General features: G+C 58.5%; 31 protein-coding genes. 3 read left to right on the top strand and 28 right to left on the bottom strand.

The window, feature by feature from the left end:
• Positions 1–26 precede the first annotated feature (26 nt).
• Positions 27–947 carry a phage antirepressor N-terminal domain-containing protein gene (locus tag CDV46_RS15240; protein WP_087723415.1) on the bottom strand — a complete coding sequence of 307 codons (921 nt, stop codon included), beginning with the start codon at positions 945–947 and terminating at the stop codon, positions 27–29.
• Positions 948–971: 24 nt separating this feature from the next.
• Positions 972–1,151, bottom strand: coding sequence for an Arc family DNA-binding protein (locus tag CDV46_RS27635; protein ID WP_369597112.1), 180 nt, complete (start codon positions 1,149–1,151; stop codon positions 972–974).
• 124 nt (positions 1,152–1,275) lie between these two features.
• On the opposite strand from CDV46_RS27635, the gene CDV46_RS15230 reads away from it, so the two are divergent.
• Positions 1,276–1,578, top strand: a complete 303-nt coding sequence (locus CDV46_RS15230; protein WP_087723410.1) for an Arc family DNA-binding protein — start codon at positions 1,276–1,278, stop codon at positions 1,576–1,578.
• Between the two features lie 459 nt (positions 1,579–2,037).
• On the opposite strand, the gene CDV46_RS15225 is transcribed toward CDV46_RS15230, so the two are convergent.
• From CDV46_RS15225 to CDV46_RS15145, 18 genes are all read right to left on the bottom strand, one after another.
• Entirely contained in the window at positions 2,038–3,513 is a 1,476-nt protein-coding gene (locus CDV46_RS15225; protein ID WP_254916068.1) for a DNA circularization protein, read from the bottom strand.
• Positions 3,510–5,501, bottom strand: coding sequence for a transglycosylase SLT domain-containing protein (locus tag CDV46_RS26850; protein WP_140413380.1), 1,992 nt, complete (start codon positions 5,499–5,501; stop codon positions 3,510–3,512). Before CDV46_RS26850 ends, CDV46_RS15225 begins: the two co-directional genes overlap by 4 nt.
• Before the next feature lie 121 nt (positions 5,502–5,622).
• The gene (locus CDV46_RS15215; RefSeq protein WP_087723408.1) at positions 5,623–5,913 is read right to left on the bottom strand and encodes a phage tail assembly protein; all 291 of its coding nucleotides are present in this window, start codon (positions 5,911–5,913) and stop codon (positions 5,623–5,625) included.
• 2 nt (positions 5,914–5,915) lie between these two features.
• Entirely contained in the window at positions 5,916–6,290 is a 375-nt protein-coding gene (locus tag CDV46_RS15210) for a phage tail tube protein (protein WP_087723406.1), read from the bottom strand.
• Between the two features lie 54 nt (positions 6,291–6,344).
• The gene (locus CDV46_RS15205) at positions 6,345–7,838 is read right to left on the bottom strand and encodes a phage tail sheath subtilisin-like domain-containing protein (protein ID WP_087723404.1); all 1,494 of its coding nucleotides are present in this window, start codon (positions 7,836–7,838) and stop codon (positions 6,345–6,347) included.
• A gap of 62 nt (positions 7,839–7,900) precedes the next feature.
• Complete coding sequence (locus CDV46_RS15200) at positions 7,901–8,089, bottom strand: DUF2635 domain-containing protein (RefSeq protein WP_087723401.1); 189 nt, start codon at positions 8,087–8,089, stop codon at positions 7,901–7,903.
• Between the two features lie 9 nt (positions 8,090–8,098).
• Positions 8,099–8,662 (bottom strand): ABC transporter permease, encoded by a 564-nt coding sequence (locus CDV46_RS15195; RefSeq protein WP_087723399.1) that lies wholly within the window; start codon positions 8,660–8,662, stop codon positions 8,099–8,101.
• Positions 8,659–8,991, bottom strand: a complete 333-nt coding sequence (locus CDV46_RS15190; protein WP_087723397.1) for a head-tail joining protein — start codon at positions 8,989–8,991, stop codon at positions 8,659–8,661. The genes CDV46_RS15195 and CDV46_RS15190 overlap by 4 nt, the downstream gene beginning before the upstream one ends.
• Positions 8,992–10,029, bottom strand: coding sequence for a major capsid protein (locus tag CDV46_RS15185; RefSeq protein WP_087723395.1), 1,038 nt, complete (start codon positions 10,027–10,029; stop codon positions 8,992–8,994).
• A 69-nt stretch (positions 10,030–10,098) separates the two neighbouring features.
• Positions 10,099–10,746, bottom strand: coding sequence for a head decoration protein (locus tag CDV46_RS15180; protein WP_087723393.1), 648 nt, complete (start codon positions 10,744–10,746; stop codon positions 10,099–10,101).
• Between the two features lie 30 nt (positions 10,747–10,776).
• Positions 10,777–11,505: a hypothetical protein gene (locus CDV46_RS15175; protein ID WP_140413379.1), complete on the bottom strand. Its 729-nt coding sequence runs from the start codon at positions 11,503–11,505 to the stop codon at positions 10,777–10,779.
• Complete coding sequence (locus CDV46_RS15170; RefSeq protein WP_087723388.1) at positions 11,468–12,346, bottom strand: S49 family peptidase; 879 nt, start codon at positions 12,344–12,346, stop codon at positions 11,468–11,470. Before CDV46_RS15170 ends, CDV46_RS15175 begins: the two co-directional genes overlap by 38 nt.
• Positions 12,343–14,022, bottom strand: coding sequence for a phage portal protein (locus CDV46_RS15165; RefSeq protein WP_087723386.1), 1,680 nt, complete (start codon positions 14,020–14,022; stop codon positions 12,343–12,345). The genes CDV46_RS15170 and CDV46_RS15165 overlap by 4 nt, the downstream gene beginning before the upstream one ends.
• Positions 14,022–14,267 (bottom strand): gpW family head-tail joining protein, encoded by a 246-nt coding sequence (gpW, locus tag CDV46_RS15160; protein ID WP_087723384.1) that lies wholly within the window; start codon positions 14,265–14,267, stop codon positions 14,022–14,024. Before gpW ends, CDV46_RS15165 begins: the two co-directional genes overlap by 1 nt.
• A 7-nt stretch (positions 14,268–14,274) precedes the next feature.
• Complete coding sequence (locus tag CDV46_RS15155) at positions 14,275–16,422, bottom strand: phage terminase large subunit family protein (RefSeq protein WP_087723382.1); 2,148 nt, start codon at positions 16,420–16,422, stop codon at positions 14,275–14,277.
• On the bottom strand, positions 16,358–16,951 hold the full coding sequence (locus CDV46_RS15150; protein ID WP_087723380.1) for a hypothetical protein: 594 nt from the start codon (positions 16,949–16,951) through the stop codon (positions 16,358–16,360). Before CDV46_RS15150 ends, CDV46_RS15155 begins: the two co-directional genes overlap by 65 nt.
• 36 nt (positions 16,952–16,987) lie before the next feature.
• Positions 16,988–17,689: an HNH endonuclease gene (locus tag CDV46_RS26840; RefSeq protein WP_140413378.1), complete on the bottom strand. Its 702-nt coding sequence runs from the start codon at positions 17,687–17,689 to the stop codon at positions 16,988–16,990.
• Positions 17,690–17,741: 52 nt separating this feature from the next.
• Positions 17,742–18,323 (bottom strand): phage tail protein, encoded by a 582-nt coding sequence (locus CDV46_RS15145; RefSeq protein WP_087723378.1) that lies wholly within the window; start codon positions 18,321–18,323, stop codon positions 17,742–17,744.
• A gap of 459 nt (positions 18,324–18,782) precedes the next feature.
• Here CDV46_RS15145 and CDV46_RS15135 point away from each other — a divergent pair, with 459 nt between their 5' ends.
• Positions 18,783–18,953, top strand: a complete 171-nt coding sequence (locus CDV46_RS15135) for a type II toxin-antitoxin system HicA family toxin (protein ID WP_087723376.1) — start codon at positions 18,783–18,785, stop codon at positions 18,951–18,953.
• 60 nt (positions 18,954–19,013) lie between these two features.
• On the top strand, positions 19,014–19,433 hold the full coding sequence (locus tag CDV46_RS15130; RefSeq protein ID WP_087688056.1) for a type II toxin-antitoxin system HicB family antitoxin: 420 nt from the start codon (positions 19,014–19,016) through the stop codon (positions 19,431–19,433).
• Between the two features lie 114 nt (positions 19,434–19,547).
• On the opposite strand, the gene CDV46_RS15125 is transcribed toward CDV46_RS15130, so the two are convergent.
• From CDV46_RS15125 to CDV46_RS15085, 8 genes are all read right to left on the bottom strand, one after another.
• Complete coding sequence (locus CDV46_RS15125) at positions 19,548–19,907, bottom strand: sigma-70 family RNA polymerase sigma factor (RefSeq protein WP_087688057.1); 360 nt, start codon at positions 19,905–19,907, stop codon at positions 19,548–19,550.
• A 181-nt stretch (positions 19,908–20,088) separates the two neighbouring features.
• On the bottom strand, positions 20,089–20,382 hold the full coding sequence (locus CDV46_RS27630) for a Ref family recombination enhancement nuclease (RefSeq protein WP_369597111.1): 294 nt from the start codon (positions 20,380–20,382) through the stop codon (positions 20,089–20,091).
• A gap of 101 nt (positions 20,383–20,483) precedes the next feature.
• A complete protein-coding gene (locus tag CDV46_RS15110) occupies positions 20,484–20,801 on the bottom strand; it encodes a hypothetical protein (protein ID WP_087688060.1) in 318 nt (105 codons plus the stop codon).
• Entirely contained in the window at positions 20,798–21,280 is a 483-nt protein-coding gene (locus CDV46_RS15105) for a DUF1064 domain-containing protein (protein WP_254916067.1), read from the bottom strand. The genes CDV46_RS15110 and CDV46_RS15105 overlap by 4 nt, the downstream gene beginning before the upstream one ends.
• 175 nt (positions 21,281–21,455) lie before the next feature.
• Entirely contained in the window at positions 21,456–22,241 is a 786-nt protein-coding gene (locus CDV46_RS15095; RefSeq protein WP_176399090.1) for an ATP-binding protein, read from the bottom strand.
• Positions 22,238–23,038 carry a hypothetical protein gene (locus CDV46_RS27155; protein ID WP_176399089.1) on the bottom strand — a complete coding sequence of 267 codons (801 nt, stop codon included), beginning with the start codon at positions 23,036–23,038 and terminating at the stop codon, positions 22,238–22,240. Before CDV46_RS27155 ends, CDV46_RS15095 begins: the two co-directional genes overlap by 4 nt.
• Complete coding sequence (locus tag CDV46_RS15090; protein WP_087723373.1) at positions 23,035–23,694, bottom strand: phage antirepressor KilAC domain-containing protein; 660 nt, start codon at positions 23,692–23,694, stop codon at positions 23,035–23,037. The genes CDV46_RS27155 and CDV46_RS15090 overlap by 4 nt, the downstream gene beginning before the upstream one ends.
• A 207-nt stretch (positions 23,695–23,901) precedes the next feature.
• Positions 23,902–24,210, bottom strand: coding sequence for a DNA-binding protein (locus CDV46_RS15085; RefSeq protein ID WP_087688064.1), 309 nt, complete (start codon positions 24,208–24,210; stop codon positions 23,902–23,904).
• Between the last annotated feature and the right edge of the window lie 134 nt (positions 24,211–24,344).

The following is a 24,344-nucleotide window of genomic DNA, read 5'->3' as shown; positions in this document are numbered from 1 at the left end:
TGGCGGTTGATATCTGAGAAACCGCATCAGGCAGCAGCCCGACTCTCGATTCGGAACGGGCTAAGATGAGTCAGCCGCTCGGCAGCCACCGCAATGATGCTCGGAAGCAGGCGTTCGGAAATTATTCCAGGCTCCCCGATGAGCCCCACAATCTGTTTTTCCGTGAGGATGTACGCGTCTCGGCTGATGAGCTTAAGCCGCCAACGATCATCATCGAAACTAAGCAACCAACGATCACCAGACAGGATTCGTCGAAGTGCATCAAGCGCATCCATCTGCTCAATCACCGCGATCAGATCCGTTTCTTGCTTCGGCTCAGCTTCAAGGACCTCCCACTCGGCAGCCGTCCGAGTAACGATGCTCACAGCCTCCGTGAATTCCGATTGTGGGATCTGGCGGTACGCCACCTTGAAGTGGGCTTTCAGCTTCGACCAGACCTTCGTGGCGGCAGCGCCTTGCTTGAGTTTCGGCAAACGCTCGACGTGGGTTTTGACCATAAGGCGCAACACCTCTTGTTGCTCGCCAGTCAGCACATCATCCGAATTGACCGCAAACGCCATGCGCTCGTTGATGGCTACGCCTTCGGTCCAGTACTTCCAAAGCACATCGTCGCACTCGTTCTGGTATTGGATGACGCGTTCACGTACGCCAAGATTCTTGATCTTGTTCGGCTCCATCGTCATCAACCACCCGAACAACTTGCGGACAGGAATGCAGATGGCCGACTGCTTGCCGCCCGCGGAAGGCATCAAGATTTCCTTGATACCCCACCGTTCGCGATTTGCTGACATTTTCTCGTGCTGCCCCTGCCAACTCACCCCAATTGCCGCAACAAGCGGTTTCATTGGGGTGTAAGGCTGCCCATCGTGTTCGAGGAGCAACAGGTTCGCGCCGTAAAACGGCACCGAAATTTGTCGTTTCACTGCCTCAGTGCTATTCTTGAGCATGATCTGTGTTCCTTTGAAAGGGGTTCACTGCGTCACCAAGCCCTGACTGAATCCGCCAAGATCAACAGTCGGGGCTTTTTCTTTTTCGAGACTCTCGGCAAGACGCCGAACAATCTCCGAATTCATGCTGCAGTAACGTCGCGATGCGGCGTCCCGGATACTTTCCTTGAGTGCCTTAGGCATTTTTACCAAGACACTAGGCATTTCCCTTGCACCTTTCATTTGTCCTCCTTAGGGCATAAAGCCCTATACCGTGCTAACATTTTGCTAGCACGGATTGATGGTAGTACCGTGGTAGCACAATTGCAAGCATATTTTCTGGAACGTTATGGCGCGAACTGATCCTCAAGTGAACATTCGCATGCCCGCCGAGTTGAAAGAGCGGTTGGAGCAGGCGAGAAAACTTTCAAACAGATCGCTCAACGGAGAGATCGTTAACCGCCTGGCCCTATCCCTGGACGCTGACGATGTCGCCGACGAAGCCCCACTACCCAAACGAGAGCTTCCTCCGGGTGCTGAAATCGACCATGGGGTACAGGTTTGGGCCGAGCGGTTGCTTAAGCCCAGCAATCGAGGCGAACTCGAAACGCTTCTTGCAACGATTCGAGCAATGCTCAAATCCGCCTCCTAACCCCAAGAACCCACCGCGGCGGCTCTCCCACCGTGAAAGAGCCTCGCGTAACGCTGCCTTCCATACACCAAGTCTGACACGGCTCCCCAGGCACTCGAGACCCGAATGCCCTACCTCCAAACCTGTTTTCGTGTGACCAAACGGCGTTCGGTTTAAGGTAAAGCGCCGCCGCCCTCCTGTCGTCCAACAATAGTTGGAATCCGCAAAATTCTCAGCTGACCATTGTCGGAATTTCATGAGCGCCGCATGAATTCAGTTTCGAGGAGCGCTTCTGCAATCACAAGCACGGCGTATGCACGGACAAGGTGGCACGTCATGCACACTCCGTGCTTGTGATTGCATTCGAAATCTGGTAACACCTCTGCAATTCGCCCATCCTGCGCAACCGTCACCGGGTTGGTGGAGGTTGATTCAAACCGACTCGTGAGGATCGCGCGCGCGCTTGCCGCTTAGCGGCGCCTATTCAGCTAGAGCCTTGAAATTCGGCTGCATGAACGCCGGGTGCACCGGATTCGCCTGCCTCACCAGCTCATCTTCCCGGCCAATGTCCCTGTATATGCGATTGGCAAGCGCCAATGCGGGAATCGATCCATTGAACTGGAATGTCGTTACTGCGGCCAGTCCCTGTCCGCGACCGTCGAAGTCAGTCACTACGGCTTGCCTCAATGTGCGCAGCGCCACATAAACGTCGTCTTCGCCTTGGTCCGCCGCGACCTGAATCTCGGCGTCGATAAACCCGACGATGGTATCCCGGACACCAACGGCATCGTCGGCTGAGGCCGGCTGAAATGCCGTCGAGCTCATCGCAAGCTGTGCAATCGCAGATCGGCGAAGCAAATCCCCCGTCGCACCGCTCATAACTGCTTGGGCTGCCGCGACGGGCGAGCTCGGCGACACCGACGGCGGCGCGTACTGCGCCAACGGCGTCAACAACCTGATTGCGTCGGCGGGCGATGCGGCAGTGTTTGCGGTCGCGGTCATAAGTAACTGCGACGCCCCGCTAAATGCCGCCGGATTCGTGCCAGCGCTCACGGCCGCGGCGGAAAGCGCCGCCCCGGCGGCAACAACATTGGCAACATTCTGCGTGTCCTGAGCAAGGAGGCTCGCTACCGTAGCAGTAGCAGGTGCTTTCCCGTTCGCGCCGGCATAACCAGAATTGCTACCACCGAAGATTCGTCCGAAGTTTCCTGACAGCGTGGAAATCGAATTAAAGAATCGGCGGACGCTATGCACCAGGCCGTTCACAGACTGATAGAACCCGACGGCAACACCGACGGCAGTACGAATGACAGCGACGCCCGCCTTGATTGCGTCGAGAGTGCGGCTGACGAAGCTGAGCAACGATGATGCCGTCAAACCAGAAGCCGCAGTGCTTACCGCGTCCTTAGTCGCAGACTGGGCACTCGGATATAACCTATCGCCACCGAGAATGAACGTCAGGCGCAACTCGACGACGCGACCACGAACCCACGACGTCCCGAACTCAGCTTCAGTGCAATTTGCCTTGATCTCGCCCCATGTGGGGTGAACAAGCTTCCCGATACCAGGCGGTTTCGTATTGTTGACGGAACCGCCGCGAATCACGTTCAGCAGATTGATCTTCTGCGTCGTGACGTCCCCGCCACCGTAGATCAGGCTGTTCTCAACGAGAAAGCCGGTGATCTGCAGGACGTTCGTCTTCAGGCCGTTGTCCTCGATCCAGGGACGCGTCTCTTTCTTCGGGTAGGAGTGCACGACCACGTTCCGCCCGAACACGCCACTTTCCGATACGACGGCGAACGGGACGTCGTTATAGCTAGCCTTGCGCAACTTGCTCGCATAGTCGCCGCTGCCGAATAGACTCATCAAGCTCTGCGCTGACGAGGCAATTCCCTTGGCGGCAGACGCCACGCCGCCGATGCTACCCGCAACATTCACTACGTCAGCCACACTCACGCCATCTCTCCGATTGCTCGATTGCCCACACTTGCGGTCCCCGTCACGTTCCCCTGCGAACGGACCTTCGCGGTAGGCGCCCGCCCGTCCTGATGAATCACCACATCTACGTGGACGCGCCCGCCATCTCCAGAAACAGGCGACGGCGACTGTCCCGGGAGGTTTGCGGCAGCGATGCGCGGCGAGTTGCTATACAGTCCCATGCCACTCATTCGGGCCTGCACCTGGTCAACATAGTTGCGAGTCTCTTTCGGGGCATTCTCCATGCCCTTGCGTTGTACGTTGCCCTGCCCCCAGTTATACCCAGCCAAAGCCTTACTGAGGTCGCCACCGTTCTGCTTGAGCAAATCTCGGTACATCTGCGCGGCCGCCGTTGCGGACTTCGACAGGTCATTTGGATCGTCGAGCCCGTATTGCTTTGCCGTCGCATCCATGAACTGGAAATGCCCCTTGGCGCCGGCGGACGACAGCATGTTCGTGCCGCGCCCCGATTCCTGAGCCCATACGCTGTCGAGCAGCCCCTTCGGCAAGCCGTACTGTGTTTCAAGCTTCGAGAATAGTGCGTCCGATTCGGCGCTCGATTTGCCTGCACCTGACTGAAGGCGAAGACCTGACGCGATATCTGCGTTAGATTTCCCTGTCAGACGGTCCCAACCGGCACCCAGGAAGCTCATGGCCGGCAGGCTGGCCGATGCGGCCCACCAGTTTCCGGCGGCCACGTCGCTCGCTCCCTTTGCGGAATTCGTGTCGGGCAATCCCGCCGCCTTTGCGACCTTCAGTGCGCCCCACGCCGCCAGACCGGCCGCTCCAAGCGTGCCCAATGCGGCAACCGCCCCGGGGATGGCCACAGCGGTGAGTGAAGTCAGATTGGCGACGATCGAGACGATGCCAGCGATCGGTGCGGCAAAGGTGATAGCCGCCAGTGCCACCGCAACTCCCTTTACCCCGCCAATCGCATCGATAAAGTTCGTTACCTTCGCCGCAATCGCATCCCAATCTACTTGCTCAAGCCACTTCGCGAACCGCTCGACGTATTCGGCCACGTTCGTCGCCACGATCTCGCCGTATTGGTCGACGAGCCGTTGCACCACCGTAATGACTCGCTCAAGCGCTGGCGCCATTGCCTCACCGAACGAATACTTCAGCCGCGTACCGGAGGCCTCCAGCTTGATCATCTGCTCGTTGTAAGCGGCTGCTCGCTTCAACTGCTCGTCACTGAGCACGAGCCCCATGCTTTTCGCCTTTTGCACGAACGCATCAATTCCAGATTCACCTTTTTGCAGCATAGGTAGCAGCGAACCAACGCCGAATACATCAGCAATTAGCGATTGCGTCTGGACGTTCCCCTTCTGCTTCACGATTGCATTCGCGACGTCTTTCAGCGCGCGAGTGGCATCTACGGCGCCATCCTTCGTACGATGCAAGCTAATGCCGAACTTCTGCATCATCACGAACGCATCCTGATTTCGACCGTAGGTCGCATCTTCGATGGTCTTGCCGAGCGTCTTGAGCGAGCCGGTCATTTCGTCGGCGGAGAGGCCAGCAAGTTTGGCCGCGCCTCGGTACCCCTGTAGATCCGACGTGGACACTCCAATTGCGGCAGACGTACGCAGAACCTCCGCGCCCATCTTGCCCCACTCGTTCGTCATCAGGGCAATACCTGCGATTGAGCCGAGCCCCGCGATGCCCGCAAGCGGAGCCACTATTCCCAAGAGGCTCCTGCCAGCGTCAGCGGCGGCATAACCGATGCGACGGATACCGCGCGCAACCTTCGTCACCCCTGTTTCATCGCCCAACGCTTTGAGGGATCGCCCCACGTCAGCGAACGGCTTGCGAAGCGTTGCGGCAGCGTCGTTCATCTTCTTCGAGGACGCTGTCACGCGATCGATAGGTCGCGTAATACGCTGCATCGACGCTTCAATCTTCTTCGCCACCGCCGACGCCCTGTCAGCGGCCGTGATGGTGATCTGATACGCATTACCTGCCATCAGACCTCCTCCATTGATTGTCGAATGCGTTTGGCCTGGTCTCTCCACCAAGCCAGTTTTGAAAGCGAGAGGCGCTCTGCCTCAAGAGGGCCCCAACTGAAGAAGTGTGTGACGTCAGCGATTACGTCACCGACTCCGTCGGGCCATCGTCGGTAAAACCCGCGAGATACTCGTTCGCCTCCGTGAAATCACGCTGACTGAGCTTTTCGACGGCCGACTTGGGCAGGCCAGAAACAAGGTGGATCAGCATGATCCCGATGCCGATGTTCGAACCTCCGGTTGTCGTGGCTTTATCGAGTTCGCCAGCGGTCGGCTCGCGCAGGTCGAGTTTGTCGTAAAGGACTTCGCTCTCACCGCTGCCGAGCTTCACAGGCTTGCGAAGCTTGAGGGTCTTTTCGTCAGGTTGGCTCATGATTAACTCGTGGTTTCGGAGACTTGTGGGCCTTCCCACTTCACTTCGAGAGTGGCGTCGGTGGACTTGACGGTCTGATCCTCGACCGTCCACATATTTCGGCCGATGATGGTCTTGCCGTTGGCGAGCTGCACGACAACCGTCTCGTTATCCATCGAGTTGAGGTCGGCAACGGTAAGGCTCCCCGCGTCGCGCAGGGTGCCGGAAATCGACCCAGGACGCGGCTTCTCACTGAAACCATGTACGCCATCCATTCCAGAAAGCGTTTCTCGCGTCACTTTGGACGGGTTGTATTCGAAATCCCCCACAAGCAGGTAATTCGTCCCACTGACGGTGATGCTGGCGGTTCCGGCCAGGCGATTCGGATTACCTGCCATGAGGAATCTCCAAAAATAAGAAATGCGCCGCGTAAGCGCTGGGCTTCACTAGGGTTAGCTCAAGCGGAACTGCATGAGCAGTGCGAAAACGCGCAGTTGCGCGATCAATACGGCCGGGTAAATCACATCGACCCGGTTCGGATTGGTACTGTTCTGCTGCACGATGAGCCCTTGGGCGAATACATCGCTTTGCTGTACGTAGCCGTCGTATTCGAGTTGCTGGTATTGCGCGATCAGGCCAGCCTTGATGATCGCGGGAGTCACAATGGACGAGCCCGGGGCGAACCGAGTACCGTCTGCGGCCAGCTTCATGCGCGAATACGTGCTGGTAACGACAGACCGAAGTGACCGCAGGACATATGCCAGCGTGAACAGTGTTTCCACTTCAAGATAGCTGTCGTCCGGTTGACCGAAGCTATTCAGTTGGTAGGTCGTGATCAGGTTTTCGATGGCGACAGTACCGTCGCTGGCGACTGTGAACGTAGAGATCCCGTCCCACAGCAACGTGTTCCGATCGCTCAGAGCAAAGCGCGAAGCCAAGGGCGGCGCCAGGAAGCTCGACAGCGCCAACGTCTGCACAGGTCGAGCAGCGTCAGCACGAACGGAGGTCGCAACCGTGCCCGCGAGATCAGCCGCCAGAATCCATGCCGGAGTCGGTGAATCGTTGAACCCCATGATGGACACGTGCTCATCGTTTCGGCTGTTGCCGAACGTCGTAAGTGCGCCAAGAGTTCCGCGGTAGCCGGCGAAAGCGTGCCCGTAGATCTGCTTGCTCCAACTCCAGCGACCGGTGGTCGAACTCAGGAATGCCTTCATGGCGTCCAGCGAGTTCGCATCCGTGTACGGGAACGCGATGAAATCGAACTCCTGATCGAGCAGATTCGCGAACGCAGTGGTGAGAGCAGGATTGACTGCGCCCCCAGTCATGGGAGTAATCGTGATCGCCAAACTCGGCGGCAAAGACTCACCGCTCGCGGCACCACGGTAATTGAGGCGAATATCAATATCGTTGCCTGCCAGCCCCTTGTTCTTGGCTGTCACGGTCACCGTCGAGGTCGAAACACTCGCAGCCACCGGCAGATCCGTCTGGGCATTGATCGCGGCCGCAATGGCGGTGGCGACCTGGGCACTGGTCTGCATCGCCGTAACCGTCGCGGTCACCGGCGGCACACCATTGATGCCGGCGATATAGAGGTACACGACGCCGGTTGCCGTCGGAGGTGAGGTCACCGCAATGGTGCCAGTGGCCGCTACGCCGGTCGCGTCATCGGCCAGAGGTAAATACCAAACCTCGCCGAAAGGGTCCGCCTGACGATATGCCGCCGTCATGAGCGCGAGCATCGAACCCGCGCCACCAACCGACTTGGCCTCGGTAGCACCTTGGGAAATCTGCGGAACGCCCGGCGTCCCTGTCCCGGCAGATGTAATCTGCCCGATGATCAACGCACGTTGCGTCGACGCACCGCTGTTTGCTTTGCTGTTATCGAGCTCGGCATGAAACAGAGGAACCCGCAGATTCTGCGGAATGGTTTTAAAGGGAACTGTCACTTGGCGCTCTCCAAAACAAAAACCCCGCCGAAGCGGGGTAGTTGTTCAAATCGTTGATGTGGTCAGGCGCTTTTCACGGCCTTGGCCGGTGGCGTCTCGGGCTGAGGGCCGGAAACCTTGATAGCGTCGCCATCATTGATGCGGCGTATCCAGTAGAGGTCGAAATCTCCAACCTCCTGCCCGGTTTCGGGGACGAACTGTCGTGTTTCAGGATCGCGAAGCATGATGCCGGGTGCGGGCTTGATGAACATTTCCGCTCCTTACTGTTGCGGGTTGATGATGATTCCTGGCTGAGGCGTGCCATCAGCGACGGCCACGGCGATCTGCACTTCGTTGATCGGCACAGTCGGGATCGGGAAAAAGTCTTCCGGGCCCTGATAAAACTTGACCTCGATATGCATAACCAACTCGGCCGTCGGCATCTCGCCCTCGGACGACGACGATATCTCCGAATCGATCGAAACAAATTGCTCAATGAGTGCGCCACCGTCTGCACTATTCCAGATGAGCGGATTGTTGATCAGCGCCACCTCAATCTGAGCTTTCAGCCGCTCAGCGGCGGCCAAAGCGACTACCGATCCCTCATCACCAATCAACGCTGGCGACACGGTCCGAGCAATTACCTGCAAGGTCGCATAAACGTCGTATCCAGGCTGAAACGGCCCATGGGATTCCTTCCGCTCTTTCGGGGCGCGCACTAAGACGCAGGGATATGCCCCCCCCATCGTCGGCCAATCGAAAGGGGAAAATACAAGGTCGCCGGCGTCTGTCGAGCCTTTTAGGGCCTCGACGAACTTGGCGCGAATGTCCGCCGAGGTAGTCATGACGCTCCCATCCTGCTCAGAATCAGTTTCGCGCCACCGCGACTGTCGACTCGGACATCTTTCACGACGTAAACGCCGCCCGTGCGAACGACCGTCAGCTGATCGTTCTGGGCGGGAGGCACACCAAACTGCGACAACTGGACACCGAGAACAGCCTGCACTGTCGTGATCTCGCTTGATGCGTCGCTGAAGAGCATTTCCTTCTGGTACGCGTCATCAAACACCCCGTTGATCGTCAGCGGATTTCCGACGCGCGGCCGGTACTGCACGGGCTCGCCGAACACGCCTAACAATGGGCCGAGAACCTCGGCGTCCCAATTGATGGGCACTTAAGCCTCCGAACGTCCGCTGAACAACACCTCCGGGCGCGTGCAGATGTGAAGCGGGTAGCTCGACACCTCCATCTTCCACCACTCGTTGCGGTCACGATCCATGATCGGCACCACATACACCGGCTTGCCGGGTGTGTTGACCCATTGGAACGACTCGCCAGGAGCCAAGGCGCGGCGAAAGATGCCGGGGGCGCCGACCGGGAAGAACTTGACCTTGTCGTCGGGAATCTTGATGCTCGTGTTGTCGTCCGAGCCGCGATAGTTCAGCCAAGTGATGCCGCCAAACTCGAACGCTTTAAAAGCGCCGCCGGCACTCCCGCTGCGGATCTCGGTCGCGTCGCTCCAGTTCACGAACGTCCGGATGACATCCGGATGATTCACGAACGCGTCGTAGAACGCGTCGCCGCACAACGCGAAGATTCTCGTCGAGGGCGTGAACGCGCCCTGCGCTTTACGCGCCATCGAGCGGGTAATCTGGTTACAGATCGGACGCAGCGAGTTCGGCGCTCCGGCCGAGAGATTGAAACCCACTTCGGTCGCCTGCGTGATGCCGAACTCCTGGAACCAGTTGTAGCGCACCGTGCCGTCGTAGTCCGTAAAGAGACCTTGCACGGCTGCAAGTCGCTGGAACTCCCAGGTGTACTCGATGTTTTTCAGGAGACCCGTCGGGCCCGCGAGACGACGCGCCACTTCATCCTGCACCTGCATCAGTTCTGACTCGGTGCCGAAAGCCCGAATGTTTTGCAGCTCGTTCGCGTAAATTGTGTCCGAGTGACGCAGACGCGGCACGTCGAAGTAGCGCGCCTGACGCTGTTCGGTCGTGCGTTGCTTGCCTTCCTCGCCACGCTCACTCAGCGGCACAACGATCAACTGGCCTTGGCGCTGTTCGACCACGAGCGCCGTCGTACGAATGGGGTCGTCGTCGAAGATGTTCAGTTCGCCCAGCGTCTGCGGCTGATGCGGAAACTTGTCGACCGCGGCGGTCAGCGTGACCGTAGAAAACGGGTCCTGGTTGAAAATATCAAGAGATGCCATCTGAACGGCTCCTTCGGAAATGAAAAAGCCGCCCGGAGGCGGCCTGTCTGTTCGTGTCGAGGTTTGGGGTTAGCGCGGGATGATCTTCAGCGTGAGAAGCTGCGCGAGCGCCACCGCTTGAGCGGGCGCGTCCATCGAAGCATCCCAGACCAACTCTGAGCTGTTCACTTCGCAGTCGCGCACCACCAAAGCCCCCGGCGTGTCGTTGAGCGTCGCATCGACCAAGCCGAACGAAATGCCTGCCGCGACCTGTGAACCGTCCGTCGCTGTCTTCGTGCACGGAACCCACTTGCCTGCGCCCGCGGCCACGGTAACAGTGAAGCTGTCACCCGGCGCGAACGCCGTGCCGCCGGCCGTGATGGTAAAACCGAGCCCACCAGCGTTGAAAGCTGCACCTGCCGTACCGTGCCCGACCTCTTTGCCTGTCGGATCGGAGACAACAAAGTGGGTGGCATCGTCGAATTCGACCGTATAGGCACCGGCGGTGGCCGCACCTACGGTGATCGTTCCGAAAGTACCGTTGCCTGCATTAGTTCCGAGGGGTGCTGCGGCGGCCACGGTGCCGACGGTCTGTTTGCCCATGACAGTGCCCGGAAGCACCTTGACAGCACCGGAGAAGGTACCGCGATCGATATGACGGTGACCACGAGGTTGCGACACAAGGAAACCACCGGGATGCCATGCCTCGACAAGAGGCGAGCGAGAAACGTAACTCATGATCAGAGATCCTTTGAGAAGATGAACTGGTTATGCGCGCTTGCCCGTGACCTTCGAAAACGCTCGATCCCACCCCGAACTGGCGGCATGTGCGGAACTGCGCTGCATTTCGCCTCCGGCCCCGAGATTCGGATTCCGCGCGGCGCGCGATTGATTCACCGAACTTGCGGCTGGCGAACTGCGCAACACTGCCAACGCTTCTTGACGTGTCATGCGCGTTTTGAAAGCGAGATTCGCCGCCAATTCGACATTACGGCCCGCTGCTTTCGACCCCATGATGGCGGCACACCGCGCCTGTTCGCGGCGGCGCGCTCGGGCAACGGCGCTCTTTCCGCGCATTTCGCCGTCGTCATCTTCGGCGTCGGGGTCCGTGTCATCTTCGTCTTCGGCGTCCGGCTCACGCTCGTCGTCATCTTCGGCGCGCTTCCCCTTCTTGCCCTTGCTGGAATCGTCCATCTCGTCGTCTTCCGCATCCGGATCGTCCTCGCGGTCTTCAGCCCGTTTGCCCTTCTTTCCTTTCGTGCCATCACCGTTTTCACGGTCCTGCTCGTCAGGACTTTCGTCATCCGCGCGACGTCCATTCTTCGTTTCGTCGTCTTCATGTTTGTCGTCTTCCGCACGTGCGGAACGCGATGCAAGGCCGGCGAGATGGGCAAACGAAAGCCCGCGCGCCGCGAGGGAGCGAATAGTCATACTTGAAACCTCATGGGGTTTGGGAATGTCAGCCCAGCTCAGCGAGCAGGGATCGGAACGCCTCATCCGGTGCCATCACGGCGTCGGCGAAGCCGACCTCAACGCCAGCGGCGCCGAGGAACGTTGTTGCCTGTGTCTTCCGGACTTCGTCCACAGACAACTTACGATTACGGGCGACCGTGGAGACGAACAGCTCTCCCATCTCGTCGACATCCGCCTGGAAGCGCTCCAGCGCCTCCTTCGTCAGGGGGTTGAATTGGTTGCCATCCGCCTTACGGTCGCCATACTTGATGATGGTCACCGCCAGACCCGCTCGATCAATCGCTTTCGACTGGTCGATGTGCATGCAAATCACGCCAACTGAACCTGTGCCACCAGTGCGGGGGACTGTGATTTGCTCACACGCGCTTGCGAGAGCATATGCAGCACTGAACGCCGATTCACTGAGTATGGCGAGGGTTGGCTTGACGCTACGCGACTCGTAAATCAGATCCGCCAGGTCAAAGCAACCAGCAACTTCGCCACCCGGTGAATCGATCGACAACACAATTGCCCGAACATCCTTGTCGTTCAGGGCCTCGATGAAATTGTGGCGAATAGCGTTGTATCCGAGCATTCCGGAATATGGCCGCAAGTTGCTGCTCTTCTGCACAAGCGTGCCAGACACATCGATGATCGCCACACCTTGAGCGAGGTCGTACGGCGCATCCGAACCGGATGCACTTGGGCCATCGTCCCACTCGTCGTAGGCCATCGGCGTGACAACAGCCGGAGTGCCTCCGGCGAATTCGACATCCGAGATACCGAACCGGCTCGCAAGCGCCTTGGCGATCACTTGCCCCTTCGCTGGATGAATAGCGAGTGGAACATCAAAAATCCGTGCCGCTGCAAATGGGTAGCTTTTCATTGTGGTTCGGGTACCTCTTCAGGTGTTGCCGCTTGCTCCGCAGGTGAGGCTCCAGTCCACTTAGGAAGTGGAATCCCGAGTCGCTCCATCGCCGAGATTTCCAGCGCCCGTTGTGCCAGCACCTCCTCCCAGTCCAAGCCCTGCTCCGCACACTCTCGCTTAAGAGTCGATAGACCGGCGTCCATCCCGAGAACTGCGCCCTGCTTCTCCTTGACCGGGTCAACCCAACCGCGTGCCACACCAAGCCAATCGCATCGCGCATATGCCGTGGCCGCCTCGATAAAGTCCGGTGCATTTCGCGGCAGAACGTCATCGAGATCGCCGCGCTCCATCGGCTCGCGAAGCCATGCAGCAAACAATGGTGTAGCCGTCCCGATCTTGAACTCCGCACTACGCCGACTCAGCGTCTTCCAACTCTCAAGTAGCGCCGCGCGAGCGCTCGAATAGTTGGTCTTGCTCCAGTCCTGAGTGATTTGCTCAGCCGAGACCCCAAGTGCGGCCGCTACGGACCGCAGCATCTCGTGCGCGAAATCCTCGAACCCGTCATGAGGATGCGCGGCTGCGACCTGCTTGATTTCTTCGCCAGGCGCGAGTGTCGGCACTCGTACGCCATTGAGCATTGCGGGGCGTTCCTTAGCCCAGTCGGCGCGGAGGTCCTGATAGAAGCCCATCTCATGATCGCCGCGATCGGAATCCATCGCCGCCTCGATCATTGCCGGGTCATACGGACTGGTCACGTACGTTCCGAAAATCGTCGCGACCGTTGCTGCCTGAAGCTCGACGCCGTAATACCGCGCCAACATCTTCATGTGGGCCAAGACCGGCGTGAACACACCGATGCCTCGGTTCTGTCCGGCACGATCACGTTCGAAGTCGTGAATTACACGGCGCCAGCCATCTTCGTCTTCGCGCTCGACCCGCTCCCAAACCATCGACTCCGCTGCGTTGTACCAATCGTTCTGATGGGCCTTTCGGATGTGGTAGGCAACCGGGACTCCGTCGTCGTCAATCTCCACACCGCCGCGCATGTACTTCGTGTCGACCATTTGATTCGGGTTCGAAAGGCGATCCGGATCGACAACCAGAAACGTCGTTGCGTACTGAGCGCCGCCACGGCCAACGCGCTCGGGCTTCCAATAGGCGACGAAGAGATCCTCGCCATCGACCAGCTTATGCCGCAATCCGAGCCGCATCTGTTGCGAGACGGTAAGCTGTCGCGTCAGGTCGTTGTAGTGGCCCAAATCCTCCGAGTATCCGCGCCACAAAGCCTCAACCGCCTTTCCGAATTCGTCGGCCCACTGCGCATCGAAGCTCTTGTTGAAGCGTCGAAGAAGCCGCCAATCGGGGCCGGACGACAGGCGGAGGTGCGCGCCGACCGTGTTGTCGAGGATGCGACTGATGCCGCCGTGGGCCCAACCATCGTTCCGAGCCAGATCCCGAGAACGCGAGACCATTCGATCTCGATGCTGGTTGATCTCCGAATCCGGGGAGCGGATCTGCGGAAACCATTGCCCCATTTCCTGCGTTTGGACATTCGACGCGTCGTAGGGAAACAGACTTGAGTACGGCGGTTGTGTAATTCCAGGTCCACCCCACCCTCCCTCGGCCCGCGCGCGCCCGCCGCTTGGCAAATCCCCGAAGGGCCTGCCCGATGTGTCGACGATAAGTGATGACATTAGAAGTAAGGTCTTCGTGCGCGCGGATAGTGGGTGATGATCCCGAGTGCCTTCTGGAGCATCAGGATGCTTCGGTACATTGCCGTCAAATCGGCCTGTTGATACGTGACCGATTTTGTTCCGTCGCCCTGGTTGTAGGTGGCCGTCACAATCTTTGAGCCTGACGACAGATCGAAGTAGGCTGCCTGCAAGGCCGCCAGCCTCGACTGCATGTCAGTCGCGCTCATTCCATCGGTGATAGCCATTTCATTCCTACGCTAGTCGCCCCGTAAGCCTCCTACGAGGAAGTTCAGTTTCAACAGGAACAACCGTCGTCTGAGTCGGTCGTTCGATGGTCGGAAGCGAAACCTGCGGCAACGCCACATGATCAAGCGGCTGCGCCACCAAGTCTGCTCGGCGGTTCAGTTTCAAGCCGAGGTGCGTCAAGCCACAGAGGGCGCCATAGGCATACACTCGGCAATCGAGAGCTTCATTCGCGCGCCCCGACGGCAGCTCCCACACGCGATACTTCTGCCCACCTGAGACCTTAACAACGGACCGTTCCGACGTGAGTTGCTCGAAGTAGCCAATATCTCGGTCCTTCGGGAAGTGCATGAACCCTGGCCCAGGCTCTTCAACGTGAAGCCGATTTCGGACCGTGTCTTTAGCCGTGTTCACGCCAAGAATCACCGGCCGGAACGATGCCTTCGTTCGCCGAGAGGGCTTCTTGACTGGCCAAACGGGATTTCGCTTGCCGCTTACAGCAGATTCACCCTTGATGGCCCAGATCCGGCGACCGAGCCGCGCTTTGGAAAATTCGTAGACCTTCTGGGTGTGGTGGCCGCCCGAGTCGATGCAAACCGCCATTGCTTCGAAGGGTCGCCCGTCAGCTCGATGCCATATCCGGTCGAGATATTCATCGAGTTGTTCCCATGGACCCGGGGTTTCGAGGTCACCCTCGATGACTTCGTAATCGATCGACCAGCTTTCCTCGTTTCTACCCCAGCCAACGACTTCAATCTCAAATCGATAGTCCTGAACGTCAACTCCCACGGTGACGACCGCAACTCCGTCCGGCACTTGCGCTGCCCAACGTTCGCCGCGGGCGACGAGCGCCTCAAGGCGCAACACCTTGCCCGAGTTCGGGCGATACGGCATGCCTGCCTGCGTGTTCCACCAGGTCTGCTTTTTTTCTTCGTCGCCGTCAGCCTTCAGCCACTTCGCCGCGATATCGGCCGGCTTATCTTTCTGCCACGGGCTATAAAGCTTGCTTGCCTGAAATCCGGCATGCTCGTTGTCGACCTTCCACCCTCCACACTCTGGGCACTTGGCGCGATACACCGCGTGGCGGTCGCTTTCCCACCAATCCCAGACTTGAGAAATGGCAACATCGGCAGAAGACTCACGTGAGTCTTCTGGACCACGCCAAGCGCGCTCATAATCTGCAAGTGGCACGTGATGTGCACCGCAACACTCGAACGCCTTCGTCTGGTGCCAGCGCACGGTCTGCAATGCTCGAAGCCGGTCCCCTTCTGACCATACCTGTCCACACGACTCGCAAGATATCCGCGCCGTCTTCGGGAGGTGTTCGATAACGTTACCGCTCTCGTCCCGACGCTTGTCCCAATCAACGTGTTTGAAGAAATCGGGAAACATGCGATGCCCGCAGTGAGGACACGCGATCGATGCACGGCGCTGGTCCGACTCCTTATAGCTAGCCTCGATTCGGCTCTCGTCTTCGACAGTCGGAGAGCATGCACGGATCGACAACCAGTTGACACCGAACGTAGCCGTGCGCTCTTCTGCAAGCGCAATAGGCTCACCCTCCCGGGTCACCGGATACTTGTCCACCTCGTCTGCGAGGATGACTCGAACGGGACGCCGGGCTAGGTTGTCGGGGCTACCAGCCCCTGCCAGCGCGAGAAAACCGCCCGGAAACGCTTTGAATAGCAACGTTTCGTCAGCATTTCTCGTCTTGCTCGTACCGACCAACTCACGAAGGGCGGGCGTCACCCGAATCAACGGACTGATACGCTCCTTACTGAACTGCTCTGCCGCATCCTCTTTGGGCTGAAGAAGCAATATGGGGCAAGGATCGAGATGCGCGAAATACCCGAAGACGTTTTCAAGCAACGCCGTCTTCAGCAACTGCGTACTCACCATCGTCGTTACGACGTGAACGCCGGGTTCGGTCACCGCAAGCATGGGACCACGCGCGACTTCGACGGTCGAAGTCTCCCAATTCCCCGACGTGCTTCCGGCTTCCTTTGCGAGCTTTCTATACTTGTCCGCCCATGCCGGAACGCTAATGCGTGGTGGGGGCGTCCACGCGCGACGGACGGATGCACGAAGCCTGTCAGCCTTCCCGCTCTGAGAAATTGGCTTCAGGCTCGCCGAGCTGGGCGATTTGCTTGTGGACATGCGCAGTTAGGACCTCAACAACTCGGTCGGCCTCGACGCCCAGATCGGCCGCCAATATCGGCCCCACCCTGGTCGGCCAGTTAAGCCACGCATCGCGCTGTGCCCGGAACTCCTCAAAGAGGATTGCAGTTGCGGTATCCAGTTCCACGAGTGAACCGGATTTCCTTTCGTATTCGAGCTTGGCCATCAGGCCGAGATAGTTCTCTTTGAAGCAGCGCGCTTCATCGAAGTCGAGCAACTCCACGTTGCCATTCAAGATTCGATTCGCCGCCTCGCCCGCGTTCTCTCCAGCTTCGAGTGTTACCTCTGCCGCCGCCTGGGTAACAGGCTTGCGTTTGTTACCCTTGGGTGCTTGGGTAACACTTTGGGTAACAACCGAAATCCCGTCGCGGCGGTATCTTTTTAGAAGTGCATTCGACTGATCGACATTGATGTCATCGCCCGCAAACACAAGCCAGCCGCGCTCCTTCCACTTCGTCACCGTCTTCCGGCTGACGTTATGGAGTGCGGCGAACTCGCTCTGATTCATGTATGGATCTGTTACCTGTTACCCAAATTTCAAAACTCAGCGCTGGGCGAATTCCGCGAGTCTTCGCTCCCGCCCGTTCGCTTTATCCAAAGGAGGACCCGCGCCATTTTGGTGCGCCGCCATGGTCGGTTGGTCTACCCTGGGAGAGTCCACATCAATCCTTCCCCTGTGCGGTCGCACATATCCAGCGGCCGAGCGAAACCGGCATCGACAAGTGTCGTTACAGAACTCGCGGGCGCAGCGGCGTGCTGTGAGATGTGCATCGCAATGTTTGCATCTCGTAAAAAAAACAGCGCAGCGTTTGGCGGGGGTGCCTGCCTCAGCTTTGCACACCACGCACATCATCCGATTACCTGAAGCACACGCGCTAATGGTCCGTTTAATCTCAACACCGCAATGCACACACGTACCGATTTGCTCGACGCGGCGCGCATTCAAAGCGTTCTCGCTGCGAGTGGCCGGTATCAAATTTTCGCGACGATTGTCCAGCGAGTTGTGATTGTCATGATCAATTTCAAGCGGATCGTTCCTCCCCATTCCGGCGATCACTCGATGCATTCGGACAGTCACGCATCTACCGTCGACACGCGCATTGCGCACCGCATAGACGTTATTCCCACCACCGTTCGGCTTTGCCTTCCATCGCCATTGCGATAGAAAGTCGAGCATGTCGTCGTCAACAATCGCGTGTGAATGCGGCCCCGTCGCGTACTTTCCAGTCAGTTTGATCAGCGCCATACTCAAAAAGAAAAAGCGCCCGATTGGGCGCCTCATCATGGGAGTTATAGAGTCACCGTCGGCGGCTAGCTACAAAGGCCAACTCGTGCCGCAGGATCTGAGGGAATTTCTGCCGTATCTTTGCCATCACCGCTTTCTCGACGGCATCGTTCGCGAGCGACTGCGGTATCGAAGGACCGAATAACTCCTTGATCGGCAAACCAGATCGCATCACCCTTCCGTTGCGTACAACCTTCTTGTGCGCTCGACCAGTTCGCTCAAACACACCTCGGTGACCATTGGGCATGTTCGCGATGAACGCGTGCTTTAGCACCTTTCTGCCTGACTTCACCTGAACGCTTACGCCGCCCTTGCCTTGCCGCGCGCCGTAGTTGATCAAGCCAATCGGTCGGCCAGTCGCCTTCAACGTCACAACAAGATTTGCGGCCGTTGCTCGCTTGATCGAGAACGACTTCTTGATTGCGCTGGCCTTGATGTTGTAGCCAACAGCACGGACTTCCTTTGACGCCTCGGTGCGGGCTTGGACAGCAGTCTTGTTCAACGCCCTAACAACTGCTTTTTTCTCGGCCCCAAGATATCTCGATAAATCCGCGGAGATGTCTCGAACGTCGGATCGCACATTTAAGCTGAGCATTGCTAGGTTCGCGCCCGCTTAAGCCATGCGGCCGGAAGCACACCCTCGACAGGTGGACGCGGATAAAGCGGAATGTCCACGAGCATTCGCGAGGAGGCACCGGCAGGAAACGCGGTTAGGGAAACAAGAGCTAGCGCCCCGACGGGCAGAAGCGCCGCGTCCGTGGTTGCCGCTGTCACCAAGGCGGCGACGCTGCGATTCCCGTTGTGCCAGATGGCGGATCGAATGAACGCAATCTCCCCCAACAAGGCGTCAGCATCGATGCTCTTTGAAGGACGCGCCATGTGAACTCTGAAAAGGAAATTCCCGCGTCCGCGGAAGCGGGGCGGGCAAACGACTTACGTCGAGGAGGAGACAACCAAAACCCGGCAAAGTAATCAAAAACATTTACCAAAAGACATTGCATTGGTAAACATTTTTGATTACTATAGACACATCAACACAAACAACGGAGGTGCGGTGAAGCGAAATGAGTTGGTCCGGTGGCTCGCCGAACAAGGCGCGACTTTCAAGGAGGGCAGCAGCCACACGAAAGTCTACCTACACGGCAAGCAAACGGTGATCCCGAGGCATACCGAAATAAAGAAAGGTACAGTCGAAGGGATCAAAAAGCAGCTCAACCTTAAATGAGGGCAGCCCCGAAAGGGGCTTGTCCGCATGCTTCACCGCACCCACAACCGAGGGCCTGCAATGAAATATCCTGCAACGTTTGAGCCTGACCACGAGGCCGGTGGCTTCGTGGTTACCTTCCGCGACATCCCAGAAGCCATCACGCAAGGCGATACAGAGGAAGAAGCCATGCAAATGGCGGCTGACGCATTGCTCACGTCAATGGACTTCTACTTTGACGATAAACGCCCCGTGCCTAGTCCGTCGAAGGCACTCAAGAGCGAGCGACTCATCTCGCTTCCCGCGAGCGTGTCAGCAAAAATCCTGCTCCTGAACGAGATGCTCGCGCAGAAAATTCAGCCCATCGAGCTGGCACGCCGCCTTAACACGACGAAACAGGAAGTGAATCGCCTTATTGATCTGAGCCATACAACGAAGATTGATCGCATCGAGGAAGCCTTGGCTTCGCTCGGTCGAGATCTCGAACTTGCAGTCACTTGACAGAAAAGCCCGCGAGGTTCTCACCGTCGCGGGCTTTGGAGGCACTGATTCAGCCTTTCCGAAATGATACGTTTTTTGCCGAATTTGTATAGCTCGAAGATGTATAGCGTGGCGCTATACACTTTCGACCATTCGGCAATATGCTCGATACGCTTGCGAACGACCACTCTCCACACGCTTGTAAAACGCATCGCGCGAGATCCCCAGCGCCGAGGCCACCCGCTTGATGTGAGAAACGCGGTGGATGTAGAACAGGTACAGCGCTTCCTTCTCCGGACTCTCGGGCAGCGACAGGACTGCGAGGTTGAAGAAGCTCAGCATCGACGAGCAGATCGCATCCGGCTCAGGGCCGACCTTGCGGGGCTGCATCCCGGCGAGCAGGCCGCTCGGCATGGGCGGGGCGAAGATTCGGCGCGTGCGGTGCCAGGCCGCCCAGTCCTCGCAAAGTGCGCCGAGGTCGCGTTTCGTGGTCATCGCTGTTCCTCGTACAGCTTGCATCGGCGCATGTTCTTGGCGCCCGGCTTGGTCTGCTCCTTGGCGCAATACTCCAATCCCCATAGCGTCAGCTTGTGTAAGCAGCCCTTGCATGTTTTGCTCTCCTCAATTTCAATAACTTTCGCCGGATCCCGATACAAATACGAAGGTAGCGCCGCCATCAGGCCACCTCCGGCGCTACACTTGCGAATATTCGGTGCGCAGTTTCGAACCTTGTTTGCGCAAGCAATGCAGCCTCTGTGCCGTATCGCCGCTGGAACTCGGCAGGGCCAGCATGAAACGCAATGCCGTATCCACCCTCACGATGGTGCATGGGGCACAATGGAATCGTGTCGGTATGGGCCGATCTCTGCCCACCTCCGGCCAGATATCGCACATGGTGAACTTCAGCCGGACTCTCTCCATACCCAAGGTTCCGGCAAACGATGCAACACAGGCCCGCGATGACGCCCATGTGCTCGCGCTCGGCTTTCTTTGCTCGCTTGCGAGGTTTCGACTTGAAAGGCGAGCGCTTAAGCGGGGTCGCCGAGCGCAGCGGTTTCTTTCTCAGCAGACTCATCGCGCCACCTCGCACAGAGCCTTGTGAGAATCGAAATATGCCGCATACGATTTGAGTGGCGTCCACTTCGGCGCGTAGCGCGGGCCAGCTACGGTAGGCGTGCACTCATAGGTGGGTGCCTTGGCCACCATGCGACGCATAGCCAAACGCACTCGCTTTTTGTGGTTGTGAAAGTCACATTCGAGAACCCCATCGGCAACCAGTTCACGACATGCCTTCGCTACCGCCCAGCGCGAAAAGCCACTCATGCCAGCAAGCGTTTCGTAGGCGTACCAAATGCCCTTATCCATGCTTTCGAGAATGGTGCGTTTCATTTGATCTCCACGATGCTCAGGCCCTTCACCGCCATCAGATGGCGTTTGATTCGATACTCGGGAGTGATCATCCCCTTGACGTCTTCGACGATGGTTTTGTCGCCACGCTCATAAACGAAGTCGGCGATATAGCGCAGTGGAGGGGCCAATCGACCATTGATCCGGACTGCCGGCGCCAGCACGTAAACGACTTGCCGCTCCAGGTCAGTGATCTCTCCTGCATCCCGCATGAGCACCAGTTGTTGCCATCGCCGCGCCTCCTTTCGACTGTCGAACTTGATGCCGTCCACGACGCATTTCTCGTTCCGATACTTAGACGGCTTCTTGGCCGCCATAGCAACAAGCGGCGCTGTCAACGGGGCAGGGCCGGTCGATTCCAAAGCAACCGCGGTCGCCCCGATTTGCGCTCGGATACGCGCCGTGCCCACACAGCCCTTGCTTATTGCGCTTTCCGGAAACGTCAGGCCCTTTCTCTTCACTTCCGCACTCCGCGTAGGTGGGCGATATACGCCCTCAGTTCCTTTTCCTGCCGAACCGCCACTGCGTCACCGCAGCGCCGCCGCACTGCCGCGAGATAGCCCCTCGCCACGTTGCCCTGTCCTGCCAGCGCCGCCCTCGCCGCTTCCTCGAAGCGCCGCCAGCACTCGGTCGGCGTCACGCTGAGACCTTGCCCCGCTCGCTTTCCCAATCGAACACAATGGCGCGCCCGCCATCCTCACGCAGACGGTCGTAGACGCGCTCACCGAGGTATTGCTCTACTTCCTTCGGGGGCAGGTTCGAAAGAAGGATCGTCGGGCGACGCTTCTCATAGCGCTCGTTCATGATGTCGAAGAGGATGGTCTTTTCGACCTCGGACCCAAATTGCACGCCTACCTCGTCGAGGATGAGCAGGTCCGGGAACACCAAGGCCGCGATCGCCTGGGACTCACTCACGGTGCTTCCACGCGTCCACGTATCCTTGACGCCGCGAATGGCGCGAAGAACGGTTGTGAAATACACCGACCGGTTGTCGCGCTCCATGATGTGCAGGCCGATGCCGGCCGCCAGATGCGTTTTGCCCGTGCCGCGCTTGCCGATGAAAATCGCGCAGCGACCAGTACGCAGCACCTCGCCGAAGTTCGCTGCGTAATCCTCGGCGAACTCAAGCGCCGTCCGTTGCCCGGCGACATCGACGCGATACGTACTCAAGCGGCGGTCGTGGAACCGCTCCGGAATGCCCGAGTCGCCAATCTTTCTCTGCCAAGCATGCAGCCGATCGGCGCGAGCCTTCGCTTCGGCTTCGGCACTCTCGCGCTCCTCACGCTCCGTAGAGCATGCCGGGCAGCCAAGCCAGACCTTGCCAATGAAACAGCGGGCGACATACTCGCCATGCACGTCGCAAAGTGCTGCACGCTCAAGCGGTGGGTTGTGGAGCCCGACTCCCTCGCCGATACGGATCACAGCCGCCCCCCGGTTCCGTAGTCGCGGTTCTCGAACCCGCTGTGCGCGGACTGGCCGCCCTGAGTGGCTCGCAAGTCGGCGCCGGCGTTTTGCATCCAACTGCCTTTGAACCCGGCCCACCCCGCCTTGGCGGCGCACTCCACTGCCTGCGCCGGCGTCATTCCGGCCTTGTCGGCCTCCAGCTTGATGTCATCCCAAGCCGTCTGCGTGAGCGGCAGGCGTTTCACCTTGCGGATCGTCAGCCAGTCCTTGGCGTGCTGCTTGTCGACGCCTTCGGCGATCAGATCCTTCTCACTCAGCGGCTTAGCCACCTCATCCCCACCCGACACACCAGCACCGCGCTTGCGCGAGTGCGTTTTGTCTTTCTTCTTCTCTTCTTCTGTATCTGTATCTGTATCTGTATCTGTATCTAGGCCGTTACCGGAACGTTTCTGTAACGTTTCATCACCGTTACCATCCTGTTTCGTCTTGTTGCGGTGTGCGCGCACGCGCTCAGTGCTCGAATCTGAGCGCATCTGACGCTTGTCCCAAGCCGCGGGCTGCCAGTTCGCATCGATCAGGCCGACGGTCATCAAGCGCTTCTTGATCTCGCCGACGATGGCAAAGTCGACCCACAGACGTTGCGCAACGATGCGATTGAGTAGATCAGGCGCGCATTTATTGTCCAGAGTGCCGTCACCCTTCAGGGCGAGGAGACCGATGAAATGGCGCTGATCCTCAAAGGCCAGCGTTATCATCTTCGGATCATTGAGGAAGTCCGTGTACATACGGAACCATGGCATTTGTTTCGTGCTCATGCGACTGCGGCCTCCTTGCCGTACTTGCGTTGCAGGAAGACCTGCCCTTTGCCCGTGACGAGGGTTTTGAACGTCGGGTGTGCCTCACCAGCAGAATCGCGCCAGATGTTCTCGACCACACGGAAGTAGCCACGGTCGATGTAGATCTGATACGGGCGATTGCCCTCCATCAGCAGGTTGTCGGCGCGTAGCATGCGAAAGAATGTGTTCTGGCCATGCCCCAGAACCCGCGCGAAGTCCCCAATGCTCACGGCGTCGGAGGTATTGCGAACTGCCTGGGCAAACTCAACCGCTGGACGCTGCTGCTCAAGTAGTTCCGCCTGATTGGCAGCGAGGCGCAGCGCTTCTACAAACGTGCGTGGAACCTGCGGAGCGACTGCCCGCGCTTCCAGTTCTTGCCACCGATCGACCAAGCGGGCGCAGAACTCCGGCGACAACTGAGCGACGATCACGTAGCTGTCGCGCTTGTTGACGTGGTACTCGACTCCTGGGCGACCGCCGGAGGACTTTTCCGCCACTGGCGTAAAAGCAATCACGCCCTTATCTGCCAAGCGTTCGATCGAGAGTTTTACGGTGTCATGGCGAGACTCAACCAGTTCCGCAATTTCACGGCTCGACATGGTCAGCTCGACATCACGGCGGACGAGATCGTTCATGTGGCTCCTCAGTGTTCGCACGGCATGTCGCCGTTGGGCAAGCGTCGAGCTCCGCAGCAAATGCATACGCTCGCAGCCGGCGCCTCTGTGAGTAGCGGTGCGATCAGATGTGAACTCTTGATAAGCGCACCGGTGACCGTCTCAGACACACCCATAACGTAGGGGCCGGGGATGCGCATGTATCGAACAACGTCTCGCATCGTCACCTCACGCTGCACGCGGCAGAACCTTCACCCGGCGCTCGAAACCGCACTCACCACCACCCTCTCGCGCACAACGGCACCCAACACCGGTCTCCGCCATCGACGCGAGACCTTCGAGATAACGCGGCGTCACCATCACAAAACCCGTCAGGTAGATCACCTGGTCGAGCTTGTCGATGGGGATCCCGTTCTGCCCGGAAAGAAAGCGCGAAACCTGCGATGCATCCCAGTTCAGAACTTCCATCGCAGCTTTCCGCTCGTCGCCAGAAAGGAGAAGACGCAAGGCCTTCTCAATATTCGGCCGATCAGCCATGTTCAACCTCCCTCAATCTAAGTTGCGTGCTGTTGCACGCTGATTTGCCTACGATGCAAGGCATGAAATTCACACCCTGCGAGATAAAGATGAGCACTCACCGTCATGCGAGAATGGTGTTTCCACACAACCAG

This window comes from Pandoraea sp. PE-S2T-3 (assembly GCF_002179965.1).
In the GTDB taxonomy this organism is placed as follows: domain Bacteria; phylum Pseudomonadota; class Gammaproteobacteria; order Burkholderiales; family Burkholderiaceae; genus Pandoraea.
Note: the sequence above shows the minus strand (reverse complement) of the source record. Positions and strands in the feature narration are given on the sequence as shown.

What these genes read in the sequence shown, in the direction of transcription:
- CDV46_RS15240 (WP_087723415.1), bottom strand. Translation starts at nt 947, where the DNA reads ATGCTCAAGAATAGCACTGAGGCAGTGAAACGACAAATTTCGGTGCCG.
- CDV46_RS27635 (WP_369597112.1), bottom strand. Translation starts at nt 1,151, where the DNA reads ATGCCTAGTGTCTTGGTAAAAATGCCTAAGGCACTCAAGGAAAGTATC.
- CDV46_RS15230 (WP_087723410.1), top strand. Translation starts at nt 1,276, where the DNA reads ATGGCGCGAACTGATCCTCAAGTGAACATTCGCATGCCCGCCGAGTTG.
- CDV46_RS26850 (WP_140413380.1), bottom strand. Translation starts at nt 5,501, where the DNA reads ATGGCAGGTAATGCGTATCAGATCACCATCACGGCCGCTGACAGGGCG.
- CDV46_RS15215 (WP_087723408.1), bottom strand. Translation starts at nt 5,913, where the DNA reads ATGAGCCAACCTGACGAAAAGACCCTCAAGCTTCGCAAGCCTGTGAAG.
- CDV46_RS15210 (WP_087723406.1), bottom strand. Translation starts at nt 6,290, where the DNA reads ATGGCAGGTAATCCGAATCGCCTGGCCGGAACCGCCAGCATCACCGTC.
- CDV46_RS15200 (WP_087723401.1), bottom strand. Translation starts at nt 8,089, where the DNA reads ATGTTCATCAAGCCCGCACCCGGCATCATGCTTCGCGATCCTGAAACA.
- CDV46_RS15195 (WP_087723399.1), bottom strand. Translation starts at nt 8,662, where the DNA reads ATGACTACCTCGGCGGACATTCGCGCCAAGTTCGTCGAGGCCCTAAAA.
- CDV46_RS15185 (WP_087723395.1), bottom strand. Translation starts at nt 10,029, where the DNA reads ATGGCATCTCTTGATATTTTCAACCAGGACCCGTTTTCTACGGTCACG.
- CDV46_RS15180 (WP_087723393.1), bottom strand. Translation starts at nt 10,746, where the DNA reads ATGAGTTACGTTTCTCGCTCGCCTCTTGTCGAGGCATGGCATCCCGGT.
- CDV46_RS15175 (WP_140413379.1), bottom strand. Translation starts at nt 11,505, where the DNA reads ATGAGGCGTTCCGATCCCTGCTCGCTGAGCTGGGCTGACATTCCCAAA.
- CDV46_RS15170 (WP_087723388.1), bottom strand. Translation starts at nt 12,346, where the DNA reads ATGAAAAGCTACCCATTTGCAGCGGCACGGATTTTTGATGTTCCACTC.
- CDV46_RS15165 (WP_087723386.1), bottom strand. Translation starts at nt 14,022, where the DNA reads ATGTCATCACTTATCGTCGACACATCGGGCAGGCCCTTCGGGGATTTG.
- gpW (WP_087723384.1), bottom strand. Translation starts at nt 14,267, where the DNA reads ATGGCTATCACCGATGGAATGAGCGCGACTGACATGCAGTCGAGGCTG.
- CDV46_RS15155 (WP_087723382.1), bottom strand. Translation starts at nt 16,422, where the DNA reads ATGTCCACAAGCAAATCGCCCAGCTCGGCGAGCCTGAAGCCAATTTCT.
- CDV46_RS15150 (WP_087723380.1), bottom strand. Translation starts at nt 16,951, where the DNA reads ATGAATCAGAGCGAGTTCGCCGCACTCCATAACGTCAGCCGGAAGACG.
- CDV46_RS26840 (WP_140413378.1), bottom strand. Translation starts at nt 17,689, where the DNA reads ATGGCGCTGATCAAACTGACTGGAAAGTACGCGACGGGGCCGCATTCA.
- CDV46_RS15145 (WP_087723378.1), bottom strand. Translation starts at nt 18,323, where the DNA reads ATGCTCAGCTTAAATGTGCGATCCGACGTTCGAGACATCTCCGCGGAT.
- CDV46_RS15130 (WP_087688056.1), top strand. Translation starts at nt 19,014, where the DNA reads ATGAAATATCCTGCAACGTTTGAGCCTGACCACGAGGCCGGTGGCTTC.
- CDV46_RS15125 (WP_087688057.1), bottom strand. Translation starts at nt 19,907, where the DNA reads ATGACCACGAAACGCGACCTCGGCGCACTTTGCGAGGACTGGGCGGCC.
- CDV46_RS27630 (WP_369597111.1), bottom strand. Translation starts at nt 20,382, where the DNA reads ATGGGCGTCATCGCGGGCCTGTGTTGCATCGTTTGCCGGAACCTTGGG.
- CDV46_RS15110 (WP_087688060.1), bottom strand. Translation starts at nt 20,801, where the DNA reads ATGAAACGCACCATTCTCGAAAGCATGGATAAGGGCATTTGGTACGCC.
- CDV46_RS27155 (WP_176399089.1), bottom strand. Translation starts at nt 23,038, where the DNA reads ATGAGCACGAAACAAATGCCATGGTTCCGTATGTACACGGACTTCCTC.
- CDV46_RS15090 (WP_087723373.1), bottom strand. Translation starts at nt 23,694, where the DNA reads ATGAACGATCTCGTCCGCCGTGATGTCGAGCTGACCATGTCGAGCCGT.
- CDV46_RS15085 (WP_087688064.1), bottom strand. Translation starts at nt 24,210, where the DNA reads ATGGCTGATCGGCCGAATATTGAGAAGGCCTTGCGTCTTCTCCTTTCT.